Genomic DNA, 14302 nt, shown 5'->3' with positions numbered 1-14302 from the left:
AGTGGCGCGCGTTCCGATCGCACCAGCGCCTGGCACGCGCCGCCAATCAGTGCGGACGCGGCGCGCTGGGGCCGTCGTCGCGGTCGTCGTGCTCGCTGCCGGCCAGGTCGGCCACCAGCGAGGTCGGCGTTTCCTCTTCGGCAGGCGGCGTGGGCGCCGGCGGTGGCGCCACCAGCAACAGTTCGGCCAGGCCGCGGTAGATCGGCGTGCGGCAGACCAGCGCCGAAGCGCCGCGGGCGATCAGCACCGTCGCCAGGATCGGCAGCAGCATGTCGCTGCTGTCGGTGAGTTCCAGCGAGATCACCGCCGAGGTCAGTGGCGCCTGGGTCACGCCGGTGAGATAGGCGCACATGCCCAGCAGCACGAAGATGCGCGGGTCCACGCCCGGCATCAGCACGGCCAGGTTGTGGCCGAGCCCGGCGCCGACCGCCAGGGCCGGCGAGAACAGGCCGCCGGGGATGCCGGCCACGTAGGACACCAGGTTCGCCAGCAGTTTCATCAGGCCGAATTCGTGGCCGACGCTGGCGTGCCCCTGCACCAGGCTGCGCGCCTGCTCGTAGCCGGTGCCGAACGCGCCGGCGCCGAAGATCAGGCCCAGCAGCACCAGCGCCAGACCGCACAATGCGGCCAGCAGCACCGGCTGGCGCCGGCGCAGCTCGCCCAGCCAGCGCGGCTTGCCGGCGACGGTGAGCAGCACCATGCGCGCGAAGGCGCCGCCGAGCAGGCCGGCGACCACGCCGCACAGCAGGATCGCCAGCCACGCCTTGCCCAGCGGCAGGCCGGCGGTGGCGACCCGGCCGAAGTAGGTGTAGTCGCCGAGCAGGCCCAGCGAAATCACGCCGCCGACGATCACCGCGGTCAGCAAGGTGCCGGAGAAGTGGTGCTCGAAGCGTCCGCTCAGTTCCTCGATGGCGAACACCACGCCGGCCAGCGGCGTGTTGAACGCCGCGGCGATGCCGGCGGCGCCGCCGGCCAGCAGGAAATGGCTGGCCTGGCGCGCATCGCGAAAGCCGAACCAGCGCCCGAACACGTACATCAGGCTGGCGCCGACGTGCACGGTGGGACCTTCGCGGCCGATCGAGGCGCCGCCGAACAGGGCCATGGTGGTCAGCATCAGCTTGCCCGCGGACACGCGCAGCGACAGGTTGGCCTGGCGGAAGCCGTCGTCGGGACGTTCCAGCGCGGCGATCACCTGCGGGATGCCGCTGCCGCGGGTGGGGCGCAGCGCGCCGTTGGTCAGCCAGGCCAGCAGGGCGAACACGCTCGGGGTCAGCAGCAGCGCCCACCATGGCGAATGCGCGGTGACGCGCTGGAACACGTGGAAGGCGGCGTCGCTGGCCTTGGCGAAGACGATGGAGACCAGGGCCACCGCTACCGCGCCGCCCCACAGCACGGCGCGCTGCTTCCAGCTCTCCTGCGAGATCAGCGGGCGCAGACGATGGCGCAGGCGCGGCGGTTGCGCGGAGTCGGGCGAATGCATGCCGCCATTGTCGCACGCGTTGCCATGGGCGGGCGTGGCTGCGCCGCGACCGTTGTCGTGGCGCTCAGGGCGTGTCACCCATTCCCGAGTATGCCGCGCGCCTGCCAGACCCAACCCGAAGGGCCGCGCTTGCGCGCGCCCGTGGTCGCGTCATCGCTCGGGCGTGGACGCACGTCCACTTCCTCGCTCTTCCTTGCCACAGGCACGCGCAAGCGCAGCGCGGCATGCTCGGGGAATGGTGGCCCCCCTAGCGCAGCGCCGGCAGCAGCGCCTGCGGATCGCCGTCGTTGGGGGCGGCGGGAATGCCGAGCAGGCGGGTCAGCAGCGGGTAGACGTCGACGTTGTCGATCGGCGCCAGGGTGACGCCCTGGCGGAACGCCGGGCCGCGGGCGACGAACACCGCGCGCATCGACGGCAGTGCCGGGTCGTAGCCGTGGGAGCCGCGCAGGCTGCGCGGCTTCTCGGCGATGCGCGCACGCGGCAGCGCATCCCAGCCCTCGTGCATCTGGCACACGATCGGCGGGATGCGCGGATTGCTGCCGTAGTGCCAGCGCGCCGGCAGTTCGCCCTTGCGCCAGCAGTCGTACTGCGGATGCGCGCCGAGCAGGCGCGCCTCGACCGCGGCTTCCTGGCCCGGGCGCGGAACGATGCCCACCGATTGCCCGTAGCTGATCACCGTGACCTGTTGCGGCGGGACCATCTCCTCGACCGCCAGCACCTGCTTGGGCGGCACCGCGGCCATGCCGTGGTCGGAGACCAGCACCAGGTTGATCCGGTCCAGTTCGCCGCGCTGCGCCAGGCCGTCGAGCAGATGTCCGATCGCCGCATCGATCCTGGCGACGGCCTGCGCGTATTCCCGCGACTCCGGGCCATGCTCGTGGCCGGCTTCGTCCACCTGTTCGAAGTACAGGGTCAGCAGCTGCGGACGCGGCGCGCTGGGATCGTCGAGCCAGCCCAGCACCTGGTCAACTCGCGCGTTCGGCGGCATGTCCGCGTCGAAGGCCTGGCGGCGGCTGGGGCGCACGCCCTGGATGGCCGCCTCGCTGCCCGGCCAGGCCCAGGTCGCCGCGTGCAGGCCCGCCTTCTCGACGCCGACCCAGATCGGCTCGCCGCCCCACCAGCGGCCATCGCTGACCGCGGCGCGATCGCTGAGCTGGAACGTGCCCAGCAGCGGGTCCTGCATGCTGTTGTGGACGATGCCGTGATGGTCCGGGCGCAGGCCGGTGGCGATGGTGTAGTGGTTGGGGAAGGTCAGCGACGGATAGGAGGGCGTCATCCACTGCGCGCGCACGCCGTCGTGGACCATGCGGCTCAGGTTCGGGGTGATGCCGCGATCGAGCATGTCCGCGCGCAGGCCGTCGATCGAGATCAGCAGCACCGGCGTGGGCAGCCTCGCCGGTGCGGCGGCGCTGGGTGCGGCGGCCGCGTGCGGCGACGTGGAGGGGGGGGAGGCGCAGGCACCGAGCAGCAGGGTGGCGCAGACGAGCGTGGAACGCAGGACGGAGGACATCATCGCGGCATCATAAGGCGCGGACGGTGACGTGGCGAAGACAGCGCCTGCCGCGCGCGTGCATCGGTATCCGGGGCGCGCGATGCCGCAGCGCTCGCGGCGCCGCCGCCGCAGGCTGCGACGCTCAGCCGAACAGCGGGGCCATGGTGCCGGCGGCCGCATCGCCGCCATCGCGTCGCTCCAGCGCCAGCAGCGCGGCCTTGGTCGGCAGGCCGCCACCGAAGCCGGTGAGCGCGCCGTTGGCGCCGATCACCCGGTGGCAGGGCAGCACGATCGGCAACGGGTTGCGGCCATTGGCGGCACCGACCGCGCGCACCGCACGCGGCTGGCCCACATGCTGCGCCAGTTGCGCGTAGCTCCAGGTCGCGCCGAACGGGATCTCGGCCAGCGCCAGCCACACCCGCCGCTGGAAGTCGGTGCCGTGCGGCGCCAGCGGCAGGTCGAAGTGCTCGCGCTCGCCGGCGAAGTAGGCCAGCAACTGCTCGCGCGCGGCACGCACGGGCGCCGGATCGTGGATCCAGTCGGCGCGGCCGCGGGCGTCGTAGCGGTTCTCGGGGAACAGGATGTGACGCACGCCATCGCTGCCGACAGCGACGGTGAGCATGCCGATCGGGGTGTCGAAACGGTCGTAGGACAGCGGGGACGCGGTCATGCGCGGGTCTCCTCGGGAGGGTCGTTGGCCAGGTGCCACAGGTGCAGCACCGCGTAGGCGCGCCAGGGACGCCAGGCCTGCCCGCGTGCCTCGGTGGCGCGTTCGCTCAGGCGTGCGCCGTCCGCGCCGAGCATGCGCTGCAGGACCAGGTCGCCGGCGGGGAAGGCGTCGGGCTGGCCGAGCGCGCGCAGGGCGATGTACTGCGCGGTCCAGGCGCCGATGCCGGGCAAGGTGATGGCGTGGGCGACGAAGTCGTCAAGGCGCTGGCCGGCACGGAACGACAGACGGCCGTCCAGCACCGCCTGCGCCAGCGCACGGATCGTCGCCGCACGCGAGCGCGGCAGGCCGATGGCTTCCAGCGGCGCGTCGCGCAGTGCCTGCGGGGTCGGGAAGGCGCGGTCCAGCCCCGGCGGCTGGCCGGGCCGCGCGGCGCCGTGCCGATCGACCAGGCGCGCGGCCAGGGTCGCCGCGCCGGCCACGCTGACCTGCTGGCCGAGCACCGCGCGTACCGCCACTTCGAACCCGTCCCAACCGCCTGGCACACGCAATCCGGGGCGCCGGGCGATGGCGCACGCCAGCAGCGGATCCTCGCCGAGCGTGGCGTGCACCGCGCGCAGGTCGGCATCCAGGTCGAACACGCGGCGCACCCGGCGCACGATGTCGGGAATGGCGCGCGGATCGGCCGCGGCGATGTGCAGGCGCAGTTCGTGGCGCTGCGGATCGGCCTCGACACGGATGCAAGTGGAGGCCTCGCAGGGGCCGAGCACGCGCTCGTAGCTGGCCTCGCCGATGCGCTCGATGCCGGGGATCGCACGCTTGCGCAGGAACGCCAGCATCGCCGGGAAGTCCAGCGGCGGCCGATAGCCCAGGCGCAGCACCAGATCGCCGCCGGGACTGTCGGTGCGCTGCTTGCGGATCGCCGAGGGTGGCATGCCGCAGCCGTCGAGGAACGCGGCGTTGAAGCGGCGCAGGCTGTTGAAGCCGGCCGCCAGCGCCACCTGGGTGATCGGCAAGGCGGTTTCGGTGAGCAGTTGCTTGGCCAGCAACAGGCGCCGGGTCGCGTGCACCGCTGCCGGGGTGGCGCCGAGCTGGGCCACGAACAGGCGCTGCAGCTGGCGCGCGCTGATGCCCAGTTCGGCCGCCAGCGCGGCGACGCTGGCGTCCTGCAGCGCGCCCTCGGCGATCAGCGCCAGTGCGCGCCGCACCACTTCTTCGCCCAGGTGCTGCTGCGCCTCCGGCGAGAGTTCGGGGCGGCAGCGCAGGCACGGCCGGTAGCCGGCTGCCGCGGCCGCGGCGGCGCTGGGGTAGTAGCGCACGTTGCTGCGCTTGGGCGGCGGCGCCGGGCACACCGGCCGGCAGTAGATGCCGGTGCTGCGCACGGCGGTGAAGAACACGCCGTCGAAGCGCGCGTCGCGGGACTGGCGGGCGCGGTCGTAGAGGGCGTGATCGGTGGCGGCGAGGGCAGGCATGGCGCCAGTCTAGTCGGCCCCAGCGCAGCGCACTGGCCGTTTTCGGACAGCAATGCCGCGGCTGTCGCGTGGCCGCGGTGCCCGCGGTTTAGGCGCAGTTGGGGAGGTTCCGCGCGGCGGCACTAGACTAGGTCCACAGGCGCCTGGCGCCTGTCTTTTTCGTCTCGTCCGTGGATCCTCCGTTTGGCCGCTCCGTTCAGACTCTGCTGGTTGTCGCTGTGTTGCCTGGGCCTGTTGGCCTGCGGGCAGCAGCCGGCGTCGGCACCGCGGACCGTCGCCGACAGCCCCTCCGCCGATGGCGAGCACATGGTCTCGATCGGTGCGCCGCCGGCACCGCCGCCGCATGCGGTCGCGCCCAAGCGCGACCCGCAGGCCTGGGACGAGGCCACCCTGGAGAATGGCGAGGCCTTCATCAGCTGCGACACCGACTATGCCGCCGACGCCGGCGATGGCCAGCCGCTGGCCGGGCTGGACCGGCCAGCCGTGGAGGCGGCGCTGGCGCCGTGCCGCGAGCGTGGGCTGATGCGGGTGCGCTATGTCGGCAAGATCAACGCCGGCTTCGCCGAGATGGTGCGGCGCCTGGCCGAGGTGGCCAGGCAGACCGGCATCGGCAAGCGCGTGCTCGACCTCGATTCCAGCGGCGGCCAGGTCGAGGCGGCGATCCGCGCCGGCGATGCGATCGGCGAATCCGGCTGGACCGTGTGGGTGCGCGAAGGTTCGGTCTGCCACAGCGCCTGCGTGTTCGTGCTGGCCGCCGGCGACAACCGGCTGATCTCCGGCAAGGTCGGCATCCACCGGATGATGCGGATCAGCTCCACTGCGACCTCGCGCGCCGAGCTCAACCGCGAGTTGCAGGAGGTCTATGGCAACGTCAAGGACTACCTGGAGCGCAACGGCGTGGCGGTGGCGGTGGCCGACCTGATGATGACCGTGCCCAACCGTAGCCTGCGCCTGCTCAGCAGCGACGAGCTCAAGCAGTACGGGCTCGACGGTACCAACGCGGTGCAGGACGACCTGGAGCGGATCAAGCAGTTGCGCAAGTGCGGCGACGATTTCGTGCGGCGCAAGGATGCGTTCCTGGTCGCCTTCGACCAGGAGTGCAAGACCAAAAAAGACGTGGACCTTGAGAGCCTGACCGCCTGCGGCCAGGCGCTGAAGCAGCGCTTCGGGTTCCCGGACCAGGCCTGTCCGGCGGAAAGCCCGCTGTCGGAGATCGACGTGGCGACGCTGCCGCTGGCCTCGCCCGGCGCCTGAACGGCCGCTGCGGCGTGTGCCGCCCATTCACGTGGCGGGCATGGACGCGGGGCTAGCGTCGCCGCATCCCATCCCGGAGCGCGCGCATGGCCGCCGGAACCCGCTTGATGCTGCGGCTGTACCTGCCCCCGGCGTTGCTGGCGTTGGGCGGCTTCGCGATCGCCGAAGTGCTGCTGCACCTCGCCAACGGCCTGCATGCGCCGTGGCTGGCGCGGACCGCCTCGCTGCTGAGTCTGCTCGCCCTGCTGGCGGCGACCGCGTGGGCGCTGTGGGCGAGCTGGCGTGCCTGGCACAGGCAGCGCTATGCCGCCCCAGCCGCGGCCGCGGGAGTGGCGAGCGAGAATACGGTAGTGGCGAGCGAGGAGACGCCATAGGGCCGCTGCGCTGGCCCGCGCAGGCCGCGTAGACTGCGGCCCTTGCCACCGCCGCTGCCGAGCGATGTCCTTGTCCATCTCCGTCCCGTTCCGCCTCACGCTCGTCCTGCTGGCCCTCGTCGCTGGCGCAGCTTCCGCGCAGACCGCGCCCCCGGCATCGTCCGCGCCCGCGCCGACGACTGCCCCGCCAGCGGCACCTGCCGCACCTGCTGCCGCGCCTGCGGCGGCACCGAAACCGGCGCCGCGCCATGCCGCCGCTGCCGCACCCGCACCCGGGCCGCTGGCCAAGCAGGATGCGCAGATGGCGCAGGCCGGCCTGCGCGCCGCGCAACTGGTCGATGCCGGACGCACCGGCGAGCTGTGGGAAGGCGCCTCTGTTGTGGCGAAGAAGGCGGTGACGCGTGCGGTGTTCGTGCGCGAGATCGACGCCGCACGTGCGCGGCTGGGCGCGCTGCTCGGCCGCGGCGTCGCCAGCGTGGCGCGGGTGCAGTACGCCGCCGGCTCGCAGGTGCCGCCGGGCACCTACGTCAACATCAGCTTCCCCAGCCGCTTCGCCAATGCGCCGCAGCCGGTGCGCGAGCTGGTGTCGTTGCGGCTGGACGAGGACAAGACCTGGCGCCTGGTCGGTTATCACGTGGCCATGCCCGATTGAGCGGCATGCTGCGCGCCGTCTTCCTTTCCTCCGAGGCTCCGATGCCCATCGAAATCCGCATGCTGGCCTGGGCGATCCTGCTCGGGATCGCGCAACTGCTGCTCGCCTCCGCCTTCGTCACCGCGCAGCGCGGGCTGAAGTGGAACGCCGGCGCGCGCGATGCGCCGCAACCGCCGCCGGCCGGCGTGGCCGGGCGCCTGGACCGCGCGCTGCGCAACTTCCTGGAAACCTTCCCCTTCTTCGCCGCCGCGGCGGTGGCGGTGGCGGCGCTGGGCAAGGGCGATGCGCACACCGCGCTGTCGGCGCAGATTTACCTGTGGGCGCGTGTGGCGTACGTGCCGCTGTACGCGGCGGGCGTGCCGTACGTGCGCAGCCTGGTGTGGGTGGTGTCGCTGTGGGCGATCCTGCAGCTGGTGTGGGCGCTGTTCTGAGCCCCGCGGGCTGCGACCGATCGTCGCAGCGCTGATCCAGATCAAGGACGCGGTGCGCGGCGGTCGTATCCTGGCCGGGTCCGATCACGGAGTCGCCGCATGCAAGTGGATATCGCCATCGTCGGGGCCGGCCCTGCCGGCCTGTGCTTCGCCCGCTCGCTGGCCGGCAGCGGCCTGTCGCTGGCGCTGATCGAGCCGCAGCCGCGCGCGGCGCTGGCGGAGGCCGCCTTCGACGGCCGCGAGATCGCCCTGACCCATGCCTCGCGAGCATTGCTGGATCAGTTGGACCTGTGGCCGCGGATCGACCCGCAGGCGATCGCGCCGCTGCGCGATGCGCGGGTGATGAACGGTTCCTCGCCGTTCGCACTGACCTTCGCGGCGGGCGAGGGCGGCCGTGGCGATCTCGGCTGGCTGGTGCCCAATCATCTGATCCGCCGCGCCGCGTTCGCCGCGGTGCAGGACCAGCCCGGTCTGACCTTGCTCGATGGTGTCTCGGTGCAGGCATTGCGCCGCGACGCGCGCCAGGCGCAGTTGCAGCTCTCCGACGGGCGCAGCGTGGCGGCGCGGCTGGTGGTGGCGGCCGACAGCCGTTTTTCCAGCACGCGGCGCATGAGCGGGATCGGCGCGCAGTTGCGCGATTTCGGCCGAACCATGCTGGTGTGTCGGGTGCGCCACGAGCGCCCGCACCATCAGACCGCCTGGGAGTGGTTCGGTTACGGCCGCACCATGGCGCTGCTGCCGCTGCACGGCAACGAGGCCTCGGCAGTGCTGACCCTGCCGCCGGAACGCGCGCAGGCGCTGCTGCAGATGGACGAGGCGGCGTTGGGGGCGGAGATCAGTAGCTGCTTCGAGCATCGCCTGGGCGCAATGACGCCACTGGTGCGGCCGCAGGCGTATCCGTTGGTGGCCGTCTATGCGCAGCGCTTCGTCGCCGAGCGCTATGCCTTGATCGGCGACGCCGCGGTGGGCATGCATCCGGTGACCGCGCATGGGTTCAACTTCGGCCTGCAGAGCCAGGCGCGGCTGGCGCGTGCGCTGCACGACGCGGTCGCGCGCGGCGGCGACATCGCCGCGCCGGCCTTGCTGGCCGGTTACCAGCGCGGGCACCGCCTGGCCACGCGGCCGCTGTACGAAGCGACCAACGCGATTGCCGCGCTGTACACCGACGACCGCCTGCCGGCGCGCGCGCTGCGCAGCGCCGCGCTGCGCGTGGCCGACCGGGTCGCGCCGTTCAAGCGTGCCATCGCGGCGCACCTGACCCAGCGCGTGGCGGCCATGGCGCGCTGAGGCGGCGGTCGTGCCGATGCATGCGTGCGTGTCTATCGGTGCTCGGCGCGGCTTGCTTTCAATCCCGAATCCCGAATCCCGAATCCCGATCTCAGCGGCGGCTAGCTGGCGTCGGCGTGCCGCTGTTCCGCACCGGCGACCAGCGCGTCGAGGGCGCTCTGCAGGTCGCCGCTGCGCTGCGCCGCTTCGATCGGCGCGATGGCCCAGGCGCAGCCGGCGTGGCGCAGGTGCTGGCGCCAGTCGCCGGTCCAGCCCTCCAGTTCGTCCAGCGCCAGGGAGATGGAACCGCCGCGCTCCGCGTGGCCGCCGCGGATGGACTGGCCCAGGCGGAACGGCTGCGCTGCGTCGGGGTCGAGCTGCGCGATGTACACGTCGTGGTGCGGATCTTCCGCAGACGGCGCGATGTTGCGGATGCCCAGCGTGATCAGCATCGTGCGGGGATCCGCGCTGTCCGGCGCCACCGGCCGGCGAGTGGCAGGCCAGGGGCGCCGATGGCGGTCATGCCTTGCCGAGCACCTGCACCTGCGCGTCGCCCAGCTGTACCACCTGGCCCGCGCGCACCTTGCAGGCCTTGCGCAGTTCGACCTCGCCATCCACGCGCACTTGGCCGTCGCTGATCACGGCCTTGGCCGCGCCGCCGCTGTCGCACAGGCCGGTCAGTTTCAACAGGTGCTTGAGTTCCACGTAGTCGCTTTCTAGCTGGAGATCGATGGTCTGCATTGGGGCTTGCTCGGAAATCGGCGCCCATTGTCGGTCATTCGCGGGCAAAACGCCCGCCATGTCGGCGGCTGGGGGCTGTCGCCGCTGCCGCAGCCCGCGGCGCCGCGCCTGCTGCAGGCGGCCGCGGTGGCCGGCGTCCGGCAGTGCGGAGAGGGTCACGCCTGAACGGTGTCGTTCACCTGCTTTCGACATGCGGCCCGGCAGGGCGCACAATAGGGGCTTCTTTGCGCCTGCCGGTTCTCTGCGGCGCCCCCGGAGTCTCCCATGTCCCAAGATACCCCCGCGCCGCTGCTGTTCGCAGATCTCGGCCTCTCCCCTGCTGTGATGAAGGCGGTCGCCGACGTCGGCTACGAGTCGCCGTCGCCGATCCAGGCCGCCACCATCCCGGCGCTGCTGACCGGCCGCGACCTGCTCGGCCAGGCGCAGACCGGCACCGGCAAGACCGCCGCGTTCGCGCTGCCGATCCTGTCGCGGCTGGATTTCGCCCAGCGCAAGCCGCAGGCGCTGGTGCTGGCGCCCACCCGCGAACTGGCGATCCAGGTGGCCGAGGCGTTCCACCGCTACGCCGCGGCGATCCCCGGCTTCCAGGTGCTGCCGGTGTACGGCGGCCAGCCCTACGTGCAGCAGCTGTCGGCGCTCAAGCGCGGCGTGCACGTGGTGGTGGGCACCCCGGGGCGGGTGATCGATCACCTGGACCGCGGCACCCTGGACCTGTCCGAGCTGAAGACGCTGGTGCTCGACGAGGCCGATGAGATGCTGCGCATGGGCTTCATCGACGACGTCGAGGCGGTGCTGAAGAAGCTGCCGGAATCGCGCCAGGTGGCGCTGTTCTCGGCGACCATGCCGCCGGCGATCAAGCGCATCGCGCAGACCTATCTGAACGACCCGGCCGAGGTGATCATCGCCTCCAAGACCACCACCTCGGCCAACATCCGCCAGCGCTACTGGGCAGTGAGCGGGCTGCACAAGCTCGACGCGCTGACCCGGATCCTGGAGGTCGAACCGTTCGACGCGATGATCATCTTCGCCCGCACCAAGGCCGGCACCGACGAGCTGGCGCAGAAGCTGCAGGCGCGCGGCCTGGCCGCGGCGGCGATCAACGGCGACATCCAGCAGGCGCAGCGCGAGCGGGTGATCCAGCAGCTCAAGGACGGCAAGCTCGACGTCCTGGTCGCCACCGACGTGGCCGCGCGCGGCCTGGACGTGGAGCGGATCAGCCACGTGCTGAACTACGACATCCCCTACGACACCGAAAGCTACGTGCACCGTATCGGCCGCACCGGCCGGGCCGGGCGCAGCGGCGAAGCGATCCTGTTCGTCAGCCCGCGCGAGCGCGGCATGCTGCGCGCGATCGAGCGCGCCACCCGCCAGCCGATCGAGGAAATGCAGCTGCCCAGCGTCGACGCGGTCAACGACCAGCGCGTGAGCCGCTTCATGGAGAAGATCAGCGAGACCATCGCCGCCGGCGGCATCGACATGTACCGCGATCTGCTGCAGAAGTTCGAGGCCGAGAAGAACGTGCCGATGGTGGAAGTGGCCGCGGCGCTGGCGCGCCTGCTGCAGGGCGAGACGCCGCTGCTGCTGGCCCCGGACCGTCCGCGTCCGCCGCAGGGCGAGCGTTTCGAGCGCCGCGAGCGGCCCGAGCGTGGCGAGCGCCCGGACCGTCCCCGGTTCGAGCCGAAGTTCGAGCGCGAGCCGCGTGCGCCGCGTCGCGACGACGGCGAGCGCCCGGCGCGTCCGGCCCCGGCCGCGCGTGGCGAGGATTTCGACTACCACCGCGACGTCGGCAGCTTCGAGGCGCCGCGCCGCGACAAGGCGCCGAAAGCGCCGCGCGGCGCGCCGGAAGTGGGCATGGAGACCTACCGCATCGAGGTCGGTCACCAGCATGGGGTCAAGCCGGCCAACATCGTCGGCGCGATCGCCAACGAAGCCGGGCTGGAGAGCAAGTACATCGGCCGCATCGACATCCACGACGACCATTCGGTGCTGGACCTGCCGGCGGACATGCCGCGCGAATTGCTGACGCACCTGAAGAAGGTCTGGGTGTCCGGCCAGCAACTGCAGATGCGCAAGCTCGAGGGCGACGATGCCGGCGGCGCGCCGTTCAAGCCGAAGTTCGCCCGTACCGGCAAGCCCGGCGGCAAGCCCAACGCCGCCGGCCCGCGCCCGGCCGGCCGCTTCGCCGCCGACCGCCCGCCGCGCAAGGGGCCGCCGAAGCGCTGAGAGGCGGGGAATAGGGAGTAGGGAATCGGGAATGGGGGCGTCCCCGCTGCCGTTCCCTGCCGTCGTTCCCGACGCTAGCCATGGCCCAGTCGGCAGCAGCCCGCTGTTGCCATTCCCCATTCCCCATTCCCAGCTCCCAGCCCATGTCCGTCCGCCTCAACAAGCACATCGCCGAGACCGGTTTTTGCTCGCGCCGGGAGGCCGATCGGCTGATCGCCGCGCGCCGGGTCACCGTCAACGGCCAGCCGGGTGGGGTCGGTTCGGTGGTGGGCGAGGGCGACGAGGTCAAGGTCGACGGGCAGCCGCTGCGCGCGCGCGCCAAGGCCAAGAGCGGGCGCCGCCACGTCTACATCGCGCTGAACAAGCCGGTCGGGGTGACCTGCACCACCGAGAGCGCGGTCAAGGGCAACATCGTCGACTTCGTCGGCCACGAGCAGCGCATCTTCCCGATCGGGCGCCTGGACAAGGAGTCCGAGGGGCTGATCCTGATGACCAGCAACGGCGACATCGTCAACGAGATCCTGCGCGCCGAGAACCGTCACCAGAAGGAATACCTGGTGGCGGTGAACAAGCCGGTCACCGACGAATTCCTGCGCGGCATGGCGCGCGGGGTGCGCGTGCACGACCAGATGACCCTGCCGTGCCGCACCGCGCGGATCGCCAAGTTCGGCTTCCGCATCGTGCTGGAGCAGGGGCTCAACCGGCAGATCCGCTTGATGGCCGCGGCGTTCGACTACCGGGTCACCCAGTTGCGCCGCGTGCGCATCGACAACATCAAGCTCGGCGCGCTGAAGCCGGGCCAGTGGCGCAATCTCACCGAACAGGAACTGCGCGGCCTGCTGCCGCAGCGCCAGGAGTGGTAACCACGTCGCAGTGTCGGCGTTCGGCTGACGCCGCGCGGCCCAACCGTACAGGCGGCGCGCCCGCCAGGGCTGGCGTCCGTCGCGGATTTGGCCATACTGCGCAACGCGAACCATCGCCGCCGCCGGGTATTCCGTGATCAAGCCCCGCAAGCCCGACAACGAAGCCGCACGCCTGCAGGCGTTGCACGCATTGCAGATCCTCGACACCGAACCGGAAGCGTCCTACGACGATCTGGTCGGCATCGCCGCCAAGCTGTGCGACACGCCCTCGGCGCTGATCTCGCTGGTCGATGACGAGCGCCAGTGGCTGAAGGCGCAGCGCAACGTCTGCCTGTTGAGCACCGCACGCGACGAGTCGTTCTGCGGCCACACCATCCTGACCCCGGAGCAGGTCATGGTGGTCGCCGACGCCACCGCCGATGCGCGCTTCCAGCACAATCCGCTGGTCACCGAGGGCGGGGTGCGCTTCTACGCTGGCGCGCCGCTGCTGACCCGCGAGGGCCTGCCGGTCGGCACGGTGTGCGTGCTCGACAACCGTCCGCGCACCCTGCAGCCGGAACAACTGGCGGCGCTGCAGGCGCTGTCGCGGCAGGTGATGCAGCTGATCGAACTGCGCCGCAGCAGCCATGCGCTGGCGCTGCAGTTGCGCGAACGCGCCTGGTACGAGCAACAGCTGCTGCAATACCAGGAATCGCTGGAATCGCTCAACGCCGAACTGCTGGAACAGGCGCGCACCGATCCGCTGACCGGCCTGCTCAACCGCCGCGCCTTCGCCACCGCGTTGATGATCCATGCCGAGGCGGCGCAGCCGGGTTCGGCGCCGCTCAGCGTGGCGATCCTGGATCTGGACTACTTCAAGAGCGTCAACGACCTGCATGGTCACGACAAGGGCGATGAGGCGCTGCTGGCGCTGGCCGACATGCTGCGCGCGCGCCTGCCGCCCGAGAGCGTCGTGGCGCGCTACGGCGGCGGCGAGTTCGCGCTGTTGCTGCCGGGGATGGACGCGGCGCAGGCCATGCGCGCCTGCGAGCGCCTGCGCCAGGACACCAGTCTGCTGCAGCTCGGCGTGCCGCTCACCGCCAGCATCGGCGTGGCCACGCTGCAGGGTCGCGAAAGCGCCGAGGACCTGCTCAAGCGCGCCGACCAGGGCCTGTACCAGGCCAAGCGTGCCGGCCGCGACTGCGTGTCGCTGGCGGCGTAGGTACGCCACGTCATTCCGGGACGATCCTCAGGTTCCTCCTTGTTCTACGGGAAAAATTCCCCCGCAGGGGTAGGCGCGTCGCCTCGCGAACGCAGACGACGCAGACGCTTTCGCGCCGTACCCTCACCCCAACCCCTCTCCCGGGGGGAGAGGGGCTAGTTCCCGAGCATGCTGCGCCCTTCGCGT

Annotated in this window: 14 protein-coding genes; 8 read left to right on the top strand and 6 right to left on the bottom strand. The window is 71.8% G+C overall.

The genetic code is table 11. The annotated features are described in order from the left end of the window. Positions 1–46 precede the first annotated feature (46 nt). The 4 genes from SLW56_RS00455 to SLW56_RS00440 all read right to left on the bottom strand — a co-directional run bounded on the left by SLW56_RS00455 (position 47) and on the right by SLW56_RS00440 (position 5111). A complete protein-coding gene (locus tag SLW56_RS00455; RefSeq protein ID WP_320694190.1) occupies positions 47–1480 on the bottom strand; it encodes a chloride channel protein in 1434 nt (477 codons plus the stop codon). Positions 1481–1727: 247 nt separating this feature from the next. Beyond that, a complete protein-coding gene (locus SLW56_RS00450) occupies positions 1728–2993 on the bottom strand; it encodes an ectonucleotide pyrophosphatase/phosphodiesterase (RefSeq protein WP_320694189.1) in 1266 nt (421 codons plus the stop codon). Between the two features lie 121 nt (positions 2994–3114). After that, positions 3115–3642 carry a methylated-DNA--[protein]-cysteine S-methyltransferase gene (locus SLW56_RS00445; protein WP_320694188.1) on the bottom strand — a complete coding sequence of 176 codons (528 nt, stop codon included), beginning with the start codon at positions 3640–3642 and terminating at the stop codon, positions 3115–3117. After that, positions 3639–5111, bottom strand: a complete 1473-nt coding sequence (locus tag SLW56_RS00440; protein WP_320694187.1) for an AlkA N-terminal domain-containing protein — start codon at positions 5109–5111, stop codon at positions 3639–3641. The genes SLW56_RS00445 and SLW56_RS00440 overlap by 4 nt, the downstream gene beginning before the upstream one ends. Positions 5112–5336: 225 nt before the next feature. Here SLW56_RS00440 and SLW56_RS00435 point away from each other — a divergent pair, with 225 nt between their 5' ends. The 5 genes from SLW56_RS00435 to ubiM all read left to right on the top strand — a co-directional run bounded on the left by SLW56_RS00435 (position 5337) and on the right by ubiM (position 9109). Further along, the gene (locus tag SLW56_RS00435; protein ID WP_225851644.1) at positions 5337–6365 is read left to right on the top strand and encodes a hypothetical protein; all 1029 of its coding nucleotides are present in this window, start codon (positions 5337–5339) and stop codon (positions 6363–6365) included. An 86-nt stretch (positions 6366–6451) separates the two neighbouring features. Continuing rightward, positions 6452–6739, top strand: coding sequence for a hypothetical protein (locus SLW56_RS00430; protein ID WP_267118262.1), 288 nt, complete (start codon positions 6452–6454; stop codon positions 6737–6739). Between the two features lie 64 nt (positions 6740–6803). Beyond that, a complete protein-coding gene (locus tag SLW56_RS00425) occupies positions 6804–7391 on the top strand; it encodes a DUF4019 domain-containing protein (protein WP_320694186.1) in 588 nt (195 codons plus the stop codon). 41 nt (positions 7392–7432) lie between these two features. Then, a complete protein-coding gene (locus tag SLW56_RS00420) occupies positions 7433–7822 on the top strand; it encodes an MAPEG family protein (RefSeq protein WP_026143987.1) in 390 nt (129 codons plus the stop codon). 99 nt (positions 7823–7921) lie between these two features. Next, positions 7922–9109 carry a 5-demethoxyubiquinol-8 5-hydroxylase UbiM gene (gene ubiM / locus SLW56_RS00415; RefSeq protein WP_148829040.1) on the top strand — a complete coding sequence of 396 codons (1188 nt, stop codon included), beginning with the start codon at positions 7922–7924 and terminating at the stop codon, positions 9107–9109. A 101-nt stretch (positions 9110–9210) separates the two neighbouring features. On the opposite strand, the gene SLW56_RS00410 is transcribed toward ubiM, so the two are convergent. Both SLW56_RS00410 and SLW56_RS00405 read right to left on the bottom strand, forming a co-directional pair. Continuing rightward, positions 9211–9540, bottom strand: a complete 330-nt coding sequence (locus SLW56_RS00410) for a hypothetical protein (protein ID WP_043095855.1) — start codon at positions 9538–9540, stop codon at positions 9211–9213. A gap of 67 nt (positions 9541–9607) precedes the next feature. Next, positions 9608–9829: an RNA-binding S4 domain-containing protein gene (locus SLW56_RS00405; protein ID WP_295924692.1), complete on the bottom strand. Its 222-nt coding sequence runs from the start codon at positions 9827–9829 to the stop codon at positions 9608–9610. A 264-nt stretch (positions 9830–10093) separates the two neighbouring features. Between SLW56_RS00405 and SLW56_RS00400 the strand changes: the two genes are divergently transcribed. The 3 genes from SLW56_RS00400 to SLW56_RS00390 all read left to right on the top strand — a co-directional run bounded on the left by SLW56_RS00400 (position 10094) and on the right by SLW56_RS00390 (position 14116). After that, entirely contained in the window at positions 10094–12052 is a 1959-nt protein-coding gene (locus SLW56_RS00400) for a DEAD/DEAH box helicase (protein ID WP_153751941.1), read from the top strand. A gap of 143 nt (positions 12053–12195) precedes the next feature. Continuing rightward, positions 12196–12915, top strand: a complete 720-nt coding sequence (locus SLW56_RS00395; RefSeq protein WP_010343505.1) for a pseudouridine synthase — start codon at positions 12196–12198, stop codon at positions 12913–12915. 133 nt (positions 12916–13048) lie between these two features. Then, complete coding sequence (locus SLW56_RS00390) at positions 13049–14116, top strand: sensor domain-containing diguanylate cyclase (RefSeq protein ID WP_152180665.1); 1068 nt, start codon at positions 13049–13051, stop codon at positions 14114–14116. Positions 14117–14302: the final 186 nt, after the last annotated feature.

Origin of the sequence: Xanthomonas sp. LF07-6, assembly GCF_034105445.1 — a bacterium.
GTDB classification, from domain to species: domain Bacteria; phylum Pseudomonadota; class Gammaproteobacteria; order Xanthomonadales; family Xanthomonadaceae; genus Xanthomonas_A; species Xanthomonas_A sontii.
The sequence above is the reverse complement of the archived record's forward strand: the minus strand, read 5'-3'. Positions and strand labels throughout refer to the sequence as shown.

What these genes read in the sequence shown, in the direction of transcription:
- SLW56_RS00400 (WP_153751941.1), top strand. Translation starts at nt 10,094, where the DNA reads ATGTCCCAAGATACCCCCGCGCCGCTGCTGTTCGCAGATCTCGGCCTC.
- SLW56_RS00445 (WP_320694188.1), bottom strand. Translation starts at nt 3,642, where the DNA reads ATGACCGCGTCCCCGCTGTCCTACGACCGTTTCGACACCCCGATCGGC.
- SLW56_RS00440 (WP_320694187.1), bottom strand. Translation starts at nt 5,111, where the DNA reads ATGCCTGCCCTCGCCGCCACCGATCACGCCCTCTACGACCGCGCCCGC.
- SLW56_RS00410 (WP_043095855.1), bottom strand. Translation starts at nt 9,540, where the DNA reads ATGCTGATCACGCTGGGCATCCGCAACATCGCGCCGTCTGCGGAAGAT.
- SLW56_RS00450 (WP_320694189.1), bottom strand. Translation starts at nt 2,993, where the DNA reads ATGATGTCCTCCGTCCTGCGTTCCACGCTCGTCTGCGCCACCCTGCTG.
- SLW56_RS00405 (WP_295924692.1), bottom strand. Translation starts at nt 9,829, where the DNA reads ATGCAGACCATCGATCTCCAGCTAGAAAGCGACTACGTGGAACTCAAG.
- SLW56_RS00425 (WP_320694186.1), top strand. Translation starts at nt 6,804, where the DNA reads ATGTCCTTGTCCATCTCCGTCCCGTTCCGCCTCACGCTCGTCCTGCTG.
- SLW56_RS00395 (WP_010343505.1), top strand. Translation starts at nt 12,196, where the DNA reads ATGTCCGTCCGCCTCAACAAGCACATCGCCGAGACCGGTTTTTGCTCG.
- SLW56_RS00430 (WP_267118262.1), top strand. Translation starts at nt 6,452, where the DNA reads ATGGCCGCCGGAACCCGCTTGATGCTGCGGCTGTACCTGCCCCCGGCG.
- SLW56_RS00420 (WP_026143987.1), top strand. Translation starts at nt 7,433, where the DNA reads ATGCCCATCGAAATCCGCATGCTGGCCTGGGCGATCCTGCTCGGGATC.
- SLW56_RS00455 (WP_320694190.1), bottom strand. Translation starts at nt 1,480, where the DNA reads ATGCATTCGCCCGACTCCGCGCAACCGCCGCGCCTGCGCCATCGTCTG.
- ubiM (WP_148829040.1), top strand. Translation starts at nt 7,922, where the DNA reads ATGCAAGTGGATATCGCCATCGTCGGGGCCGGCCCTGCCGGCCTGTGC.